We start from the raw sequence: 15,824 nt of genomic DNA on the forward strand, positions 1-15,824 counted from the left end.
ATGGGGTATATCCTTTATTTAGAAGTTGTGGTTTGCGGAAAACAACAATTTCACTAATAAGGCTGGATGTCCTTCTTCTGTACCAGATCCAGTATTATTGGAGCTTAGGATCCGCTGAAAATTCAGAAAGGGGGCATTCAACATGCCGGAAGCCACTAATCCTATGCGTAAAAAATGGTTCCGTAACTATGTCATTGTAATGACTGCCGCCATTGCCATTCTGCTTGTATTATTGTTTGCCAAGGAACCGGCGGATACCCCCGAAGAAACGGTAGAAACTGAAGGAATTCCAGCGAATACTGTGACAGCTGATATATCAGCAAAAACCGGCTTAAGGGAAACTGCAGGTGAGGCGCTGGAGATGGTCAGCAAAGCTGATACACTTTCGCAAGATGGTGTTTTTTTTATTAGAGATAGTAGATCGCGGGGAAGGGGGGGCTTTGAGAGTACCTTCACTTGTGTCCCTGAATATGGTAAGGAATTAAGTATACGGATTAAAAACAACGGCAGTTCGGGTATCATTATTGCTAATGTAATTCGTGGCTCGCATGAGTATGGATATGTGGATGTGAAAGCGGGACAATCCATATCGAGAACCTTCCACATGGCTGATGGCGGCGGAATCTCCGGAGAATGGAAGGTTTATCTTACCACCCAGGATGGGCATGAGACCGACTTAAACATTGAAGCAGAACAACACTAAGTAAAGTAAAGAAACAGGGGAATCGCCTGATACTTTACTTTTTATGAATAGAAAATTTTAAAGGAAAGTATTACAATAAATCCATTATTGACCTGGTAGGCCAATGAGAACTGTAAATGATTAATAAGGGAGACGAGCTATGATAGAACACAACGTAAAAAAAGGGCATCCGGTTTTATTTTCACTTATGCTTGGCATTGTGCTGACCCTGTTGGTATCCGTTGCCTCAGCAGCCGCAAGCATCATGGAGCTTGACGACACAGGAATCCGGTTTGCCCAGGCTTGCGCCTTTTTGCTAATGGCCGTAATCATCACGGTGTACATGACCAGAAGTAAGCGTCCATTCGGCAGCTATGGATTCCAAAAACGAATCGGGGCGAAGGATAAGCAGGCGCTGTATTACATACCATTGCTTATTATCGCGCTGCTCCAGCCGGCTATAAGCGGAATTAATCTCGAACTTTCGGGAATCGGGATTGTGAGTATTCTGCTGCTAACGGTTTTTGTCGGATTTACAGAGGAAACGATTTTCAGGGGAATCATCCGGGAGAAGCTTCGCCACAAAGGGCCAGTGTTCTATATTGTTTTTTCTTCCGTATTTTTTGGCATTCTGCATATGGCCAATGCGCTTAACGGAACTGAATTTATACATATCATTCTTCAGGTCATCAATGCGCTGCTGCTGGGCTTTATTCTGGCGCTCTTAATTGAAACTACGGACAATATTATTCCGTTAATCGCTTTCCACTTTATCTATGATGCACTCGCCATGGTCAGCAATGAAAATTTGGATCAGGAAATTCTGATAGTGTCCCTGCTGAATATTCTGTATTTGCTGTATGGCATTTACCTATATGTAGTATTGACGCGCAGAAATAAATCGAATAGCCTATCGGTGTAAAACACAAACCGGCCCGTAAGCAGGAGCAATTCTGCTTGCGGGCCGGTTTGTTGTGCAGCATAAGGATTTGTCTTGCTATGCCACATCCGGTTCCTCATTGAAATCTGTATCTGTTTCAGTGTCAGTTGCTGCCTGAACCTCTAACTGGAATTGGTTGACCAGATTATCCAACTCCTCTGCTAATTGGGTTAGACTACGGGTAGAATCCATCATTTCCTGCATCGCCGACATGGATCTTACGGTGGCTTGTGCCGCATGTGCAGCTTTTCCGCTGGACAGCTCTGCGTTATTGGAAATGAGCTGGATCGTAGCTGCGATCTCTTCGGAGCTGGAGGAGATCTCTTCAACAATGGCAGACACATTGATGATCTGGCTGTTCACCGAATCCACCTTTTCTGTAATATGCGCAAACGCTTTGCCGGCTTCATGGACTACGTTCAGGCCTTGTGCCGTTTTTTCCGAGCTAAGGTTGATCTGAAGCACGACGGCCTCCGTTTCGTCCTGAATGGAGTGGATCATTGCGGATACTTGGTCTGAAGCAGTTTTGGATCTTTCCGCAAGCTTCTTCACTTCATTCGCCACAACAGCAAAGCCTTTTCCTTGTTCGCCCGCACGGGCTGCTTCAATGGATGCGTTCAAGGCTAACAGATTCGTTTGGGATGCTATCTGTGAGATGAGCTCATTGATTCCATCAATTTCTTTCGTTTTTTCCCCCAGACGTTCAATAACTGCGACGGATTCACTGGAGTCGATAACAAGATTCTCAATCATTTGCTGCGTTTCATGAATGATTACCCGGCCCTGTTCAGCCTGTGCGAGAGAGGATGCTGACGCATGGGCGACATCCTCAGTGCTCATGGAGATCTGCTCGATGCCCTTGGCTACTTCATCGATTCCCAGGGAACTCTCCACAATGGAAGCAGATTGTTCCTTGGAGTTCTTCGCGATCTCATCAATGGAAGCGGCGATGCTTTTCTCTGTTCTGCTTGCCATAATGGAGATTAGGGATATCTGATTGGCGTTATCCGCTAACCGGCTGGATGAACGTGAAATTTGTTCCAGTGTGTGCTTCAGGTTAAAGACCATTTGGTAAAAAGAACGGGATAATAGTCCGATCTCATCCTTGCGGCTGTTATTAAGTACTTCAATATCCGCGCGGAGATCACCGGCTGCTATTTGCTCAGAGAACCGTACAAAGACACCTAGAGGTTTGGTGAAAAACCGGCGGACCAACAGCCAAAAAACCAGCATTACCAGAACCAGCAAAATTAAAGATACTATGATGATGTAATACACTAAATCTACGGAAGCCTCCAGTTCATCTGCAATGTCAAACTGTACACCGGCAACATATGTGATTTTTCCGTCCGTATGTAAAGGAGTAGTAACGTCCACAAGGTTCTTATTCAATAGAGTTACCGTGCGGTTTTCCTTGGCTGCCTCAATGTCTTCCTTATCGGCAGGTTTGCCGATTTCAGCCGCAGTCATGGCGGCAATCGCTTTGGGCTGGCTATCCAGGCTGTAAATATTAAAGTCTACAATTTCAAGGTCAGCCGACTTTAGTTTATCCAGTGAAGCTTGAAGCTCCGCGGTGGATTCCTTTCCGGACAAAGTGGAGTCAAAGGCTTGGATAACGCCTAGGGCCTTTTCTTCTCCGGAGCTGATGGCGGCTTTCCTGCTCTGTGAGTAGAAAACAGAACAAATGACGAGTGTTACAACGATCAGAGAAATACTAGCCATAATGATAATCTTGTTAGCAACTTTCAATGAAATCCACCTCATTATTTATTTGAAATCCATAAAAAGTAAATTGCGTACAATATACTTTTATCAAGTATAACATAGAACATGTGAAATTATATACAATTCACCTGCAACTTACTAAATGTAAAAAAAGCCTAGCAGGGCAGGCTGCATTGCCGTTGCTGTAGCTCAAAGTTCAGTTTATACGAAAACGCTTACAAAACTGCGAAATATGCAGCTTTACTTAGATCTAGGAAGACCAGGAATGGGAATCACCGTATATCGGGAAATAGGCGAATAAATACAATTCTATGAAGTTTTAAATTATACCTATAATGCGCTAGAATAAAGGCATCACCACAGGAACCACAAAAGCAAACATTCAGTGGTTACCAGGGTGACTGTCTCATTCCTAAATTTAGTAATGAATGTAGGAGAGGAGAGAATCCAATGTACTAAGTTAGCGAAGCATGCCGGAATCGGCTGCGGGTAGAAAGGTGGATGTGACAACATCTTTCGGCAGACCGTGGGGATGCGGGAAACCACAGCAAATCTTTATTGAAGGAAAAAGCTATTCATTCAAGCAAGAGTGATCTTGCGGAAGAAAGAGCGTGATTCCACCAGAAAAGGTTAGCGAAGCGTACGGATACGATGCTCACAGCAGGGAAAACGCCGGTGAAAACGTTTTTCGTGAAATCGTGTACGTGGGAATTCACCCCATATGCAGGACATGGATTATAACTCCGGACAGGAGAGAACGGGTAATACGGTAATTTGAATATGAGAACAATCACCATGTCAGGGATATGGCTTGTTACTTGGAGGAAATGATTGAAGTGCATACAGGAGTTAACACATAAGTCCCCGTTACCTTGCTATAAGGTGAACGGGGATTTATGCGTTCCTATGAATTTAGTATTGAATAAGCAGAGGCGCAATGTGTTCACGGAATACATCAACAGGCGGGTTGTTTTTGCCGCGTTTGTTGTCTTGGGTCAGAACCACGACAGCCTCAATCTCCGGAAGTACATATACATACTGTCCAGCGTATCCCCGGGCGTAATAATAATTCATGGCAGTTGGCTGATCTCCGTCCTTAGCAGTTAATGGAAAAGAATCCGTCCACCAATGCCAGCCATACCCGCCGCGGCGGGGAGGTTCGGCAAGAATTGCGGATGCGGTTGAACGCGTCACCCATTTACGAGAAAGTACCTGCTTCTTCTCCCATACTCCCCCATGTAAAAAAAGCTCTCCAAATTTCAGCAAATCGCTGGGCCGTAGCTGAAGCCCGAAACCCCCGGTGTGGATGCCTTGAGGATCCGTTTCCCAGTGATACTTCTCAATGCCAAGAGGTCCGAACAGGAATTGCTCGGCAAATTGGGCTGTTGATATTCCTGAGGCTTGGACCAGAATGGACGATAACATCTGCGAGATTCCGGAATTGTATTCCATATGTGTGCCCGGATCATGTGCGAGCGGCTGCTCCAGTACATACTTTACCCAATTTGGGGACCGGGTCATTTTTGGGAAGGAATTCTGTCCGCCGAATTCAGTCCAGCGAAAACCTGCAGACAAGGTTAACAAATGTTCAATTGTGATCTCCTGCTTGCGCTTATCTGTATCCCGGCCCAGTTGCGGAAAAAATTCGGCTGCCTTGGATGAAGCCTCCGGGAGCAGGCCTTGGTCCATTGCGATGCAGATTAGCGAAGAAAGTACACTTTTGGTACAGGAATTGATCTTGGCAATCTCTGAAGCTGTGCGGTCATTTCTATAATATTCAAATTTGAGTTCGCCCTGGAGGCTGATCAGGCAGCTTCTCAAATGCAAAGGGGCCATTGCTGCAGATAATGTCATCAGATTCATACCGTTCACCCTTTCAGGGATATCATACCACCAGTTGATATAATACCCCAATAGGACTGCGGACAATCTGCAACAACGAAAAAGCTGCCCGGATTGCTCTGGACAGCTTTTTATATTTATAAATCCTGATATACGATATTCATAAGTTCGATCTTCAAGGTCTGGATAGCCTCTTCGCGGGGCAGCATGATGAACTTAGACAAATATTCGATATCTACCGAGAACAGGCTAAGAATATCCTCCATGGATGCTTTGTCTCCGTTTTGTGCTTTTTTTACAGTTTCGACGAATTGATGAGATATTCCCTCAGGATTTCTAGTCCCTTCCGCTTCCATTTGCTTACCCCCTGTTGAGTCATATGTAGTTCGATCGCAACCTCGTGTTCCGGCATACCGTCAATCACTGTTTTTTTAATGATATACCTGCATTTTTCCCAAGGAATCATTTCCAGAAGCTCGTCAACAAACAGCTCCGAAATCACCAGGCTCTCGAAGCTGTTGTCATAGAGCTGATTGTCATACAGCGGTTTGCTTTCTCTGATCAGTTGAATGCGAGTCTTATACTGGATTCTCCAAGCTGAGCGTTTTAACAGTTTTCTGCAGGTTTCAACTAACTCGTCTTCACAGGTACTCATGACTACTCCCCCATGTTCAGTTTTGCACAAAAGATTAACCAGCACAGCCTGTTCCCCCAGGCCCGATCCCTCCATTTGTTAAGCATAGGATAGATCAGCTGATTTATCTCCTCATATAACAAGTAGAATATTCCATAGATTCCACAACTATCAAAAACATAAATTTACATGATTACTATTTTTATTAGCAAAGTTGTAATAATAGTCTCTGATTTACCTTTCTTTATGAGGAAAAACTAGGTTGGGTATGTCGAAATTACACTTTTTGGAGGCGATACCGATGAAGGACTATTTTACACCGGAGATCATCAATACCATTCTTACCGTGCTAGTTATTCCGCTATTGGGTCTAATGGCGAAATCAATTATTGCGTATACCAAACGGGAAATTGCCCACTTGGAAGATAGGATAGGCGACGAGGCTGTGAACAAGCTTCTGAACCGGGCTTCAGATGCCATTGAATCTGCGGTGATAGCGGTGAACCAGACGTTCGTGGAAGGGATGAAACAGCAGGGCTCATTCGACGCAGCGGCGATGGAGAAATCGTTCAATCTTGCCAAAGAGAGGGCTGTAGCCATATTAGGGGAAGCCGCCAAAGAGGAGCTGAGTCTTGCAATCGGTGATCTCGAAGCGTGGATCGAAACGAAAATAGAAGTTTATGTGAACCGCAATAAACAGTTGTAAAAACCTGCCCTGATTTCCCTTTGTTAAGTAAAGGAGGAGCAAGATTTCGCCATAATCGATACGCTTATCACAAAAAAAGTTAGGGGATGCATGATGAAACATTCGAAAAGAAGAGGAAAGCATGTAGAGCAAAGAAGGCTAGGCATCATCACTAAATGGTTATGCCTCACGCTCCTGATCCTGATGCTGGCTCCCGGCGCAGTGTTTGGATCGGAGACAATGTTCTCCACTAGCCCGCAGGATGCGGGAGCAGGTAAAGCATATGCGGCAGTGTATGGTACCGAACCTCCCGCTGAGCAGACAGGTCATGTCTTGACAGTCAGAGATTCCGTCTACCAATCCGTATATGATTCGGTGTATGGGCTAGACCCTACACTCGGGGTCATCTTGCATCACGGAGCCTATCAGATGAGCCTGCTCGCTGTAGGCAATGTGGAAGGGACGATGACCGCAGCGTCACCCCTGCTGCAGCAAATGAAGCTGTCGCAGGCTTCGGGTGTCATTCCCGGCGGACGCGGATTCATGCTGCCTCAGGTTGTCGCGGTCAAGGATCTGGCCGGTAACCCGCTTGCCGGGGTTCCGGTTACCTTCACTGCTTCTGAAGACAGTACGATCACCGCGGTAATGCGGGGACTGAACAGTACTGGAATCACGGTTGTTACGGATGCGAATGGGTATGCTTCTGCGGCTAACACCTACACAAGTTACGCCGGAGAAGGATACCAGGTCTATTCCAAGAGCACCGGGGTGATCAAAACCATGGAGGTCAAAGCCACGGTTCCGGGCCTTCAACCGGTCACTTTCCGCGTGGAGGTCGGGGCTGTAGGATCAAACCTGATCGATACCACACCACCGGCGATTACGGCATCTGCACTAACCGATGCGGGAGTGCCTTACATTGCTGGAACATGGACCAATCATTCGGTGACTGTTCACTATACGGCAATCGATACGCTATCTGCGATCAGATCACTGACCTCGGACCAGAACTTTACCGCTGAAGGTGCGGGTCAGATGGCAACCGGTAAGGCAGTCGACAGCTCCGCTGCCAGTGATGAGGATAAGAGCCATTATTCCATCGCCACTTTTGGTCCCATTAACATTGATAAAACAGCTCCGGTCACGACCGTAACTGCAGCAGGTGCGGAATCCGGCAGCTGGAACCACGATAAAGTCACACTTCACTTTACCGCAGAAGATCCTTATTCGGGTGTAGATTCTATCTACTATAAGCTGGGTGAGAATGATTCGGTGAAAACGGCGGGCGTAAGTGCGGATACTGAGATCAGCAAGGAAGGAACAACTACAGTCACCTATTGGGCTGTGGACAGAACCGGGAATACCGAGGCTGTCCAAACCGTCACTGTCAAAATTGACAAAAGCGGTCCGGTGATTGCCAGCATAATAAGCCCTGAGCCGAATACAAAAGGCTGGAACAGCGCCAATGTCACAGTCGCTCTCACCGCCTCCGATGTAAACTCAGGGGTCAAGGAAATTCATTATGCTCTGGGTGCATCCGGAGAAGAGAAGGTTGTAGCCGGAACAACGGCAACGTTTGCCGTTCAGACTGAGGGCGTCACACCGCTCGCGTTCTGGGCTGTAGACCAGGCGGGAAATAGTACTCCCGTGCAGAAAACTGAAGTGAAAATAGACAAAACGATTCCGGTGCTTACCGTACCGGCAGATATCAATATGGAGGCAACGGCAGTCCGCACGCCTGCCGAGATTGGTAAAGCCTCCGTACAGGATGTATCCATCCCGGATGTCATCGTGACGAACGATGCTCCGACCGATTTTCCCATCGGAACGACAACCGTGAAATGGACCGCTGTGGACCCGGTAGGGAACACCTCTTCACAGGTGCAGAAAGTAACGGTAAAGGACACAACCAAACCTGTACTCACTGTACAAGGGGATATCGTAGTTGAAGCAACCGCTGTGCAGACACCCGTCATTGTCAGCGGTGCATCGGCCAAGGATATTTTCCCGGTCATCGTAGTTAACAATGCTCCAAAGGAATTTCCCATGGGTACGACCAAGGTCACATGGACTGCTACGGATGCGAACAGCAACGTGATTACCGCAGCACAAAATGTTATCGTGGTTGACACGATCAAGCCGGTGCTTACCGTACCTGCAAACATTACCAAAGAAGCTTTGGGTAGAAGAACTCCGCTTTCTGTGGGTACGGCAACAGCGGAAGACATTTTTAAAGTGAATATTACAAATAATGCGCCAGCGGATTTCCCGGTGGGGACCACCAAGGTGATCTGGAGGGCTGAGGACGAGAATGGCAATGTTACGACAGCGGAACAGCTGATTACGATAACAGACACAACCAAGCCTGTATTGACGCTTCCGAAGGATATCCGTATTGAAGCGACCGACACGCGGATGAAGCTGGAAGTTGGAGCGGCTAAAGCCACAGATTTGTTCGATGTGCTGTTAGTCAATGATGCTCCGGAATATTTTACAGTAGGGGTTACCAAGGTCACCTGGACAGCGACAGATGAGCATGGCAATGTAACAAAAGCTGTTCAGAATGTAACCGTTACAGATACCACAGTTCCGGTACTGACGGTACCCAAGGATATTTCAGCAGAAGCCACCGGAATCAAGACACCGGTAGCACTGGGGCAGGCGTCTGCCACGGATATTTTCAAGGTCGTGATTACAAGTAATGCCCCGGATAGCTATACTGTCGGTAAAACACTGGTCACCTGGACAGCCACCGATGAGAATGGCAACAGCACCAAGGGGACACAGACGGTTACGATCACAGATACCACCAAGCCGCTAGTTACACTACCAGGTGATAAGACAGCAGAAGCGGCCGGAGAAAGAACGAAGGTAGACATCGGCGAACCAATAATTACCGAGATTTTCCCGGTGACTATTACCAATAATGCACCCGTTGATTTCCCGCTGGGAACGACCGAGGTTACCTGGACCGTTACCGATGAGCACGGCAATACCACCGTAGGTACTCAAAAGATCAAGGTCGTGGATACGACCAAACCTGTTCTAGGCGTACCAGCAGATATTACAGTTGAAGCAACGGCCGTCAGATCCATAGTCTCGCTCGGTCAGCCCACTGTAACTGATTTATTCAAAACTACTGTGATTAACGATGCGCCCGTTGATTTTGCGGTAGGCACCACCAAGGTGACCTGGATGGCTACAGATGTGAGCGGCAATGTGGCCATAGGCACACAGAATGTAACCGTTACTGATACTACCAATCCAGAACTCCATGTCCCTGCGGATGTCCGGGTTGAAGCTACGGCAGTAAGATCAACTATTCAGATTGGCACGGCTACGGCCACAGATATTTTCCCGGTTACGGTAACCAGCAATGCTCCGGCAGATTATCCAGTGGGTACTACCGAGGTCACTTGGACTGCCAAGGATACGGGCGGAAACCTAACTACAGGCAAACAAAAAGTGACTGTTGAAGATACAACACTTCCAGTTCTGAAAGTACCCGCGGATATCACCAAAGAGGCTACAGCGGTGAATACACCAGTCAACATTGGACAAGCGACGGCAACGGACTTGTTTGCGGTAGAGATCGTAAGCAATGCTCCTGCAAGCTATCCGCTGGGCAAAACCATTGTGACCTGGAAGGCCACCGATGCGAATGGCAATATCAGCAATGCAACACAGACCATTACAATTGTTGATACAACTAAACCTTCCATTGCCGAAGCTGCGGATCTGACGGTGGAAGCAACCAGCCGGGAAACTCAGGTTCAGCTGACGGTACCGGCTGTGACAGATATTTTTGGAGTTGCAACGGTAACCAGCGATGCGCCTGCTGCATTTCCTATTGGAGTTACTGAAGTAACCTGGACGGCCAAGGATAAGAACGGCAATCAGTCTATCCGCAAACAAAAGGTTACGGTAGTGGATACGACGAAGCCGGTGCTCAGCATGCCTAAGGATGTTCAGGCAGAAGCTTCGGCACTACAGACACCTGTTGGGATCGGGCTGGCAACTGCTACAGATGTATTCAGTGTTACTGTGAAAAGTAATGCCCCGGCGACCTTTCCCATTGGCATAACAGAAGTCACCTGGACGGCTACCGATGAGCATGGCAATGTGTCCACCGGAGTGCAGAAGATTACAGTGGTAGACACCACAAAACCGGTGCTGAGTGTGCCGGAGGATCTGTCGGTGGAAGCCACCGCAGTGAAAACTCCTGTAGAGATTGGACAGGCGACAGGGACGGACATCTATAAAGTTACGGTAACCAGCAACGCACCAGAATCCTATCCATTAGGCGTAACTGAGGTTATATGGACCGCAACAGATGCAAACGGCAATGTGACCACGAAGGTGCAGAAGATTACAGTAGTGGATACAACCAGTCCGGTGCTCAGCGTGCCTGAGAATAAAACTGTTGAAGCTACGGGGTTGAAGAGCGTTGTGGAGACCGGGCAGGCAACGGCGGCAGATATTTTTAAATATACGATTGTGAGCAATGCGCCTGCAGACTATCCGCTGGGTACTACTGAAGTCACCTGGACGGCTACGGATGAGAACGGCAATGTAGCGAAGAAGGTGCAGCAGATCACAGTGGTGGATACCACCCGTCCGGTGCTCAGTATACCGAAGGATCAAACCGTGGAAGCCACGGCGGTGAAGACGGTTGTGGAGACCGGGCAGGCAACAGCGGCAGATATTTTCAAATATACGATTGTAAGTAATGCGCCTGCAGACTATCCGCTGGGTACTACTGAAGTCACCTGGACAGCTACGGATGCGAACGGCAATGTGTCCACAGGTGTCCAAAAGATTACCGTAGTAGACACGACGAAGCCGACGCTTAGCGTACCTGAGGATCAGACGGTAGAGGCAACAGCGATTCGAACCACCGTCGAAATAGGGCAGGCTGCGGCCAAGGATATTTTCTCCGTAACCGTGACATCGGATGCTCCGGCAGATTACCCGCTGGGCACTACGACAGTCACCTGGACGGCCAAGGACAAGAACGGCAATGAAGTCAGAGGCGTGCAGAAAATAACCGTTGTGGATACCACGCAGCCCGTGCTGAAATTCAAAGGATCTTTGCATCTGACCAAGGAAGCATCTGCGCTGGCAACGCCGGTGGAACTGGAAGTGCCTGAAGTTCTGGAGCTGTTTCCGGTCGTTTTAACTACGGATGCCCCGGGGTTTGACAGTCAGGACCCGATCACTTCAGGGGAGAGCATTACTGCGAAATTCCCTCTGGGAACCACTAAAGTAACATGGACCGCAAAGGATGCAAACGGAAATGCAATGATCGGGATTGTCACAGTAACCGTCACAGATACGGTCAAACCCGTACTCAAGCTGCCGGCAGACATTACTTTGGAAGCAACTGCGGTTCGAACTCTGGTTGAGATTGGACTGGCTACGGCAACGGATATCTATGATGTGACTGTGACCAGTAACGCTCCGGCGGATTACCCCCTGGGAACAACAGAAGTCACCTGGACCGCAAAAGATGCGAACGGCAATGTGACCACAGGTATACAGAAGATTACGGTAGTGGATACAACCAAACCGGATCTGATCTTGCCTGTCGACAAGACTGTCGAAGCGACTGCTCTGAAGACGCCAATAGACATTGGTCAGGCAAAGGGCACAGATATTTACAAAGTAAACGTGAGTTCGGATGCCCCTGCGGATTATGCACTGGGTGTAACTGAAGTGAAATGGACGGCTACGGATGAGAACGGCAACGTAACGACTGGTGTACAAAAGATTACAGTGGTGGATACGACAAAGCCTGCTCTGAAGCTGCCAGCCGACAAGACAGTGGAAGCGACTGCGCTGAAGACACCGGTTGATATTGGACTAGCCACAGGCACAGATATTTACAAAGTGAATGTAATATCGGATGCCCCTGCGGATTATGCACTTGGCGTAACTGAAGTGAAATGGACGGCTACAGACGAGAACGGCAATGTAACTACGGGTGTGCAGAAGATTACCGTGGTAGATACGACGAAGCCTGTTCTGAAGCTGCCAGCCGACAAGACAGTGGAAGCGACTGCGCTGAAGACACCGGTTGATATTGGACTAGCCACAGGCACAGATATTTACAAAGTGAATGTAATATCGGATGCCCCTGCGGATTATGCACTTGGCGTAACTGAAGTGAAATGGACCGCTACAGACGAGAACGGCAACGTAACAACTGGTGTGCAAAAGATTACGGTGGTGGATACGACGAAACCTGCTCTGACACTACCAGCCGACAAGACAGTGGAAGCGACTGCATTGAAGACGCCGGTAGAGATCGGACAAGCGACAGGCACGGATATTTACAAGGTAACCGTGACCAGCAACGCTCCGGCAGATTATGCACTTGGCGTAACTGAAGTGAAATGGACGGCTACGGACGAGAATGGCAATGTAACTACCGGTGTGCAGAAGATTACCGTGGTAGATACGACGAAGCCTGTTCTGAAGCTGCCAGCCGACAAGACGGTCGAAGCGACCGCATTGAAGACGCCGGTAGAGATCGGACAAGCGACAGGCACGGATATTTACAAAGTAACCGTGACCAGCAACGCTCCGGCAGATTATGCGCTGGGTGTAACTGAAGTGAAATGGACGGCAACGGACGAGAACGGCAATGTAACTACGGGTGTGCAGAAGATTACCGTGGTAGATACGACGAAGCCTGTTCTGAAACTGCCAGCCGACAAGACGGTCGAAGCGACCGCTTTGAAGACGCCAGTAGAGATCGGGCAAGCGACAGGCACAGATATTTACAAGGTAACCGTGACCAGCAACGCTCCGGCAGATTATGCGCTGGGTGTAACTGAAGTGAAATGGACGGCAACGGACGAGAATGGCAATGTAACTACCGGTATACAAAAGATTACAGTAAAGGATACGACTAAACCTGTGTTGAAAGCACCAGCAGATGTATCCGTCATAGCTACAGGCGTCAAAACACAAGTGACCCTGGGCCAGGCTACAGTGAATGATATTTTCGGATACACGTTGAAAAATGATGCTCCTACGGATGGGTTTCCGGTAGGCAAGACAGCTGTCACCTGGACTGCTACCGATGCGAACGGAAATGTATCCACAGCAGTCCAGTATGTAACCGTTACTCAAGTTTTCAAAGTCCAATCGTACAACGGCACCAGAACGAGCATCACGAATACGATTGCTCCGAGAATAATCTTTGAGAACACAAGCAGCAGCACTATTCAGCTTTCAAACATTAAGCTTAGATATTACTACACCATTGATGGAGAGAGAACGCAGGGCTACTATACCGATTACGCACGGGTATCGAGCTCCAGCAGCAACATTCAGTCCTATATTACAGGAAGCTTCCAAAAGGCCGCCAGCAAGACCGGTAGCGATTATTACCTTGAGATCAGCTTCTCCAGCGGTGCGGGAAGTCTGAAGCCGGGTGAAAAAGTAGAAATCCAATGCAGGTTCTGGAAATCTAATTTTTCCAACTATACCCAGACTAATGACTATTCCTTCAATGCACCGGCAACAGATTATACAGATACCAACAAAATTACGGTTTATTCTTCCGGTAATCTGATTGCAGGCATGGAACCGTAAGAAAGCATGAATTACATTGTAACAGCGTAACAGCTTCCAGGCTGCATTCCTGTAAGATTGGCTGCAGCCTGGAGCCTATATTCTTAATGAGAGATCAAGCAGCTCCATCCGGGGGTACGATATGCCAGACGACATGAATGAAATTCTGCAAAGGTTGACCCGCGTAGAAACGAAGCTCGATATTATGAACAGCGCAAGGGATATTGCGCTAGAGGCTATGCAGAACAGCAAATCGGCACATCTGCGTATGGATGAAATACGGGATGAGCTGGCCAGATTGAAGGTCAGGCAAGGAGAAAGCCAGCGGTGGCTGGTGGGAACCATCATCAGCAGTGCGGGGCTGTTTATTGCAGCAGTGGGTCTTCTCATGAAGCTGTTGATCGGGTAGCAGAAATATCAGGGGCAGATGATGGATGAGGAAGGAGGATACGGCAATGGCCAAGGGATTTGATTGTGCGGCACCGCTGACGAAGACGTTAGCGAAGCGGTTCCGGGAGGACGGTTATGAATTCGTATGCCGGTACCTGGTACCTTCTGGCTGGAAAAGACTTACCAGGGCTGAGGCGGCAGCTATCAGCGCTGCCGGCCTGCAAATTGTCTCTGTATATGAGACAACAGCCAGCCGTGCGCTGGGAGGACGCGCCGCAGGTCTTGCTGACGGGGCGGCTGCAGCGCAAACGGCGATAGCTGTCGGCCAGCCGGAGGGAAGCCGGATTTACTTTGCGGTAGATTTCGATGCCTCAGCAAGCCAGATGGCTTCGGTAATCCAGTATATCAAGGCTGCGGGTGAAGCCTCACCGAAGTTCCGAACGGGTGTATACGGAAGCGCGGCAGTCGTTGAAGCGGTGATGGCAGCCAAGGCATGTACAGGTTTTTGGCAGACCTACGCCTGGAGCAGAGGCCGGAAAGCAGAAGGAATACACATCTATCAGTACGATAATGGCCCCAAAGGGCTCGGGCAGCCGATCCACGGCGTAAATGTGGATATAAATCTGTCCAGCGGTGATGCAGGTTGGTGGAATATGCTGGCAGCCGTTCCTTCACCGCCAAACAATTCGGGCGGGGAGGTGAAGGAATACATGCTGAACAAAGAGGACGCGAATAAGATCATTGCCTTCATTCAAGCCGCCTATATGGCGGCAGGAAGCCCGGAATCGAGAGAGGAGTTCCACCGTCTGGCAGATGAGATACGCAAAGCATCGGGTCAACCGGTGGACGGGGAGAAGTAGGACCACCTACAAAATAAAATTAGCTTGGTAAAAATGCTGTTAACGGCCACCCTCGGGTGGCTTTTTGCTTTTAGTTTAGAGGGGTAATGAGAGGTGAATGGTTGCAATAAATAGATTTATTTTTCCATCCGGCTGTAAAAAGCGCTATGGATTTTACTTTATCTATAGGAGCAATTTTTTTACAGAGGGGGAATCCGTTTGCAGACCCATGCAACCGTAAGCAAGGACAAAGAGAACACTTCGGGCAGCCATCAACCATATAGCAAACCATCGAATTTCGTGAAGCCGGCAACGGCCAAGCAGCCAGACCCGGTGGAGATCATCCGGCGTATCCGGCGGAACCCGGCCTCCTTAAGCCGGGAAGACAAACTGGCGCTTCAGCGTACCCTGGGCAACCGGGCCGTGGTTCAGTTGTTATCCAGTTTGAAGGATAGTAAGGAAGGTAAGCAGACAAGTGAGGCGGGAGCGGCGAAGCGGGGTGAGCA

General features: G+C 48.5%; 11 protein-coding genes. 7 read left to right on the forward strand and 4 right to left on the reverse strand.

Annotated elements, in window-relative coordinates:
- Window positions 1–142: 142 nt before the first annotated feature.
- Window positions 143–703: a hypothetical protein gene (locus tag A3849_RS26505; protein ID WP_074114085.1), complete on the forward strand. Its 561-nt coding sequence runs from the start codon at window positions 143–145 to the stop codon at window positions 701–703.
- A 139-nt stretch (window positions 704–842) separates the two neighbouring features.
- Window positions 843–1,604, forward strand: coding sequence for a CPBP family intramembrane glutamic endopeptidase (locus A3849_RS26510; RefSeq protein ID WP_074114086.1), 762 nt, complete (start codon window positions 843–845; stop codon window positions 1,602–1,604).
- Window positions 1,605–1,679: 75 nt separating this feature from the next.
- Here the strand turns inward: A3849_RS26510 and A3849_RS26515 are convergent, their stop codons facing one another.
- From A3849_RS26515 to A3849_RS26530, 4 genes are all read right to left on the reverse strand, one after another.
- Window positions 1,680–3,371 carry a methyl-accepting chemotaxis protein gene (locus A3849_RS26515; protein WP_074114087.1) on the reverse strand — a complete coding sequence of 564 codons (1,692 nt, stop codon included), beginning with the start codon at window positions 3,369–3,371 and terminating at the stop codon, window positions 1,680–1,682.
- Window positions 3,372–4,259: 888 nt separating this feature from the next.
- Window positions 4,260–5,210, reverse strand: a complete 951-nt coding sequence (locus A3849_RS26520) for a serine hydrolase domain-containing protein (RefSeq protein WP_074114088.1) — start codon at window positions 5,208–5,210, stop codon at window positions 4,260–4,262.
- A gap of 116 nt (window positions 5,211–5,326) precedes the next feature.
- The gene (locus A3849_RS33390) at window positions 5,327–5,455 is read right to left on the reverse strand and encodes a hypothetical protein (RefSeq protein WP_218619261.1); all 129 of its coding nucleotides are present in this window, start codon (window positions 5,453–5,455) and stop codon (window positions 5,327–5,329) included.
- A gap of 29 nt (window positions 5,456–5,484) precedes the next feature.
- Complete coding sequence (locus tag A3849_RS26530) at window positions 5,485–5,844, reverse strand: sigma-70 RNA polymerase sigma factor region 4 domain-containing protein (RefSeq protein WP_074114097.1); 360 nt, start codon at window positions 5,842–5,844, stop codon at window positions 5,485–5,487.
- Between the two features lie 280 nt (window positions 5,845–6,124).
- Here A3849_RS26530 and A3849_RS26535 point away from each other — a divergent pair, with 280 nt between their 5' ends.
- The 5 genes from A3849_RS26535 to A3849_RS26555 form a co-directional block, all read left to right on the forward strand.
- Entirely contained in the window at window positions 6,125–6,529 is a 405-nt protein-coding gene (locus A3849_RS26535; RefSeq protein ID WP_074114090.1) for a hypothetical protein, read from the forward strand.
- A gap of 93 nt (window positions 6,530–6,622) precedes the next feature.
- The gene (locus tag A3849_RS26540; RefSeq protein WP_256700928.1) at window positions 6,623–14,110 is read left to right on the forward strand and encodes an HYR domain-containing protein; all 7,488 of its coding nucleotides are present in this window, start codon (window positions 6,623–6,625) and stop codon (window positions 14,108–14,110) included.
- Between the two features lie 121 nt (window positions 14,111–14,231).
- Window positions 14,232–14,498, forward strand: a complete 267-nt coding sequence (locus A3849_RS26545; protein WP_074114091.1) for a hypothetical protein — start codon at window positions 14,232–14,234, stop codon at window positions 14,496–14,498.
- A gap of 46 nt (window positions 14,499–14,544) precedes the next feature.
- Complete coding sequence (locus tag A3849_RS26550; RefSeq protein ID WP_074114092.1) at window positions 14,545–15,339, forward strand: glycoside hydrolase domain-containing protein; 795 nt, start codon at window positions 14,545–14,547, stop codon at window positions 15,337–15,339.
- Between the two features lie 198 nt (window positions 15,340–15,537).
- Window positions 15,538–15,824, forward strand: a 287-nt coding sequence (locus A3849_RS26555; protein WP_218619262.1) for a hypothetical protein, incomplete at its 3' end; no start/stop codon positions are given.

The sequence above is a fragment of the Paenibacillus sp. P46E genome (assembly GCF_001909095.1).
Taxonomy (GTDB): Bacteria; Bacillota; Bacilli; order Paenibacillales; family Paenibacillaceae; genus Paenibacillus_AQ; species Paenibacillus_AQ helianthi.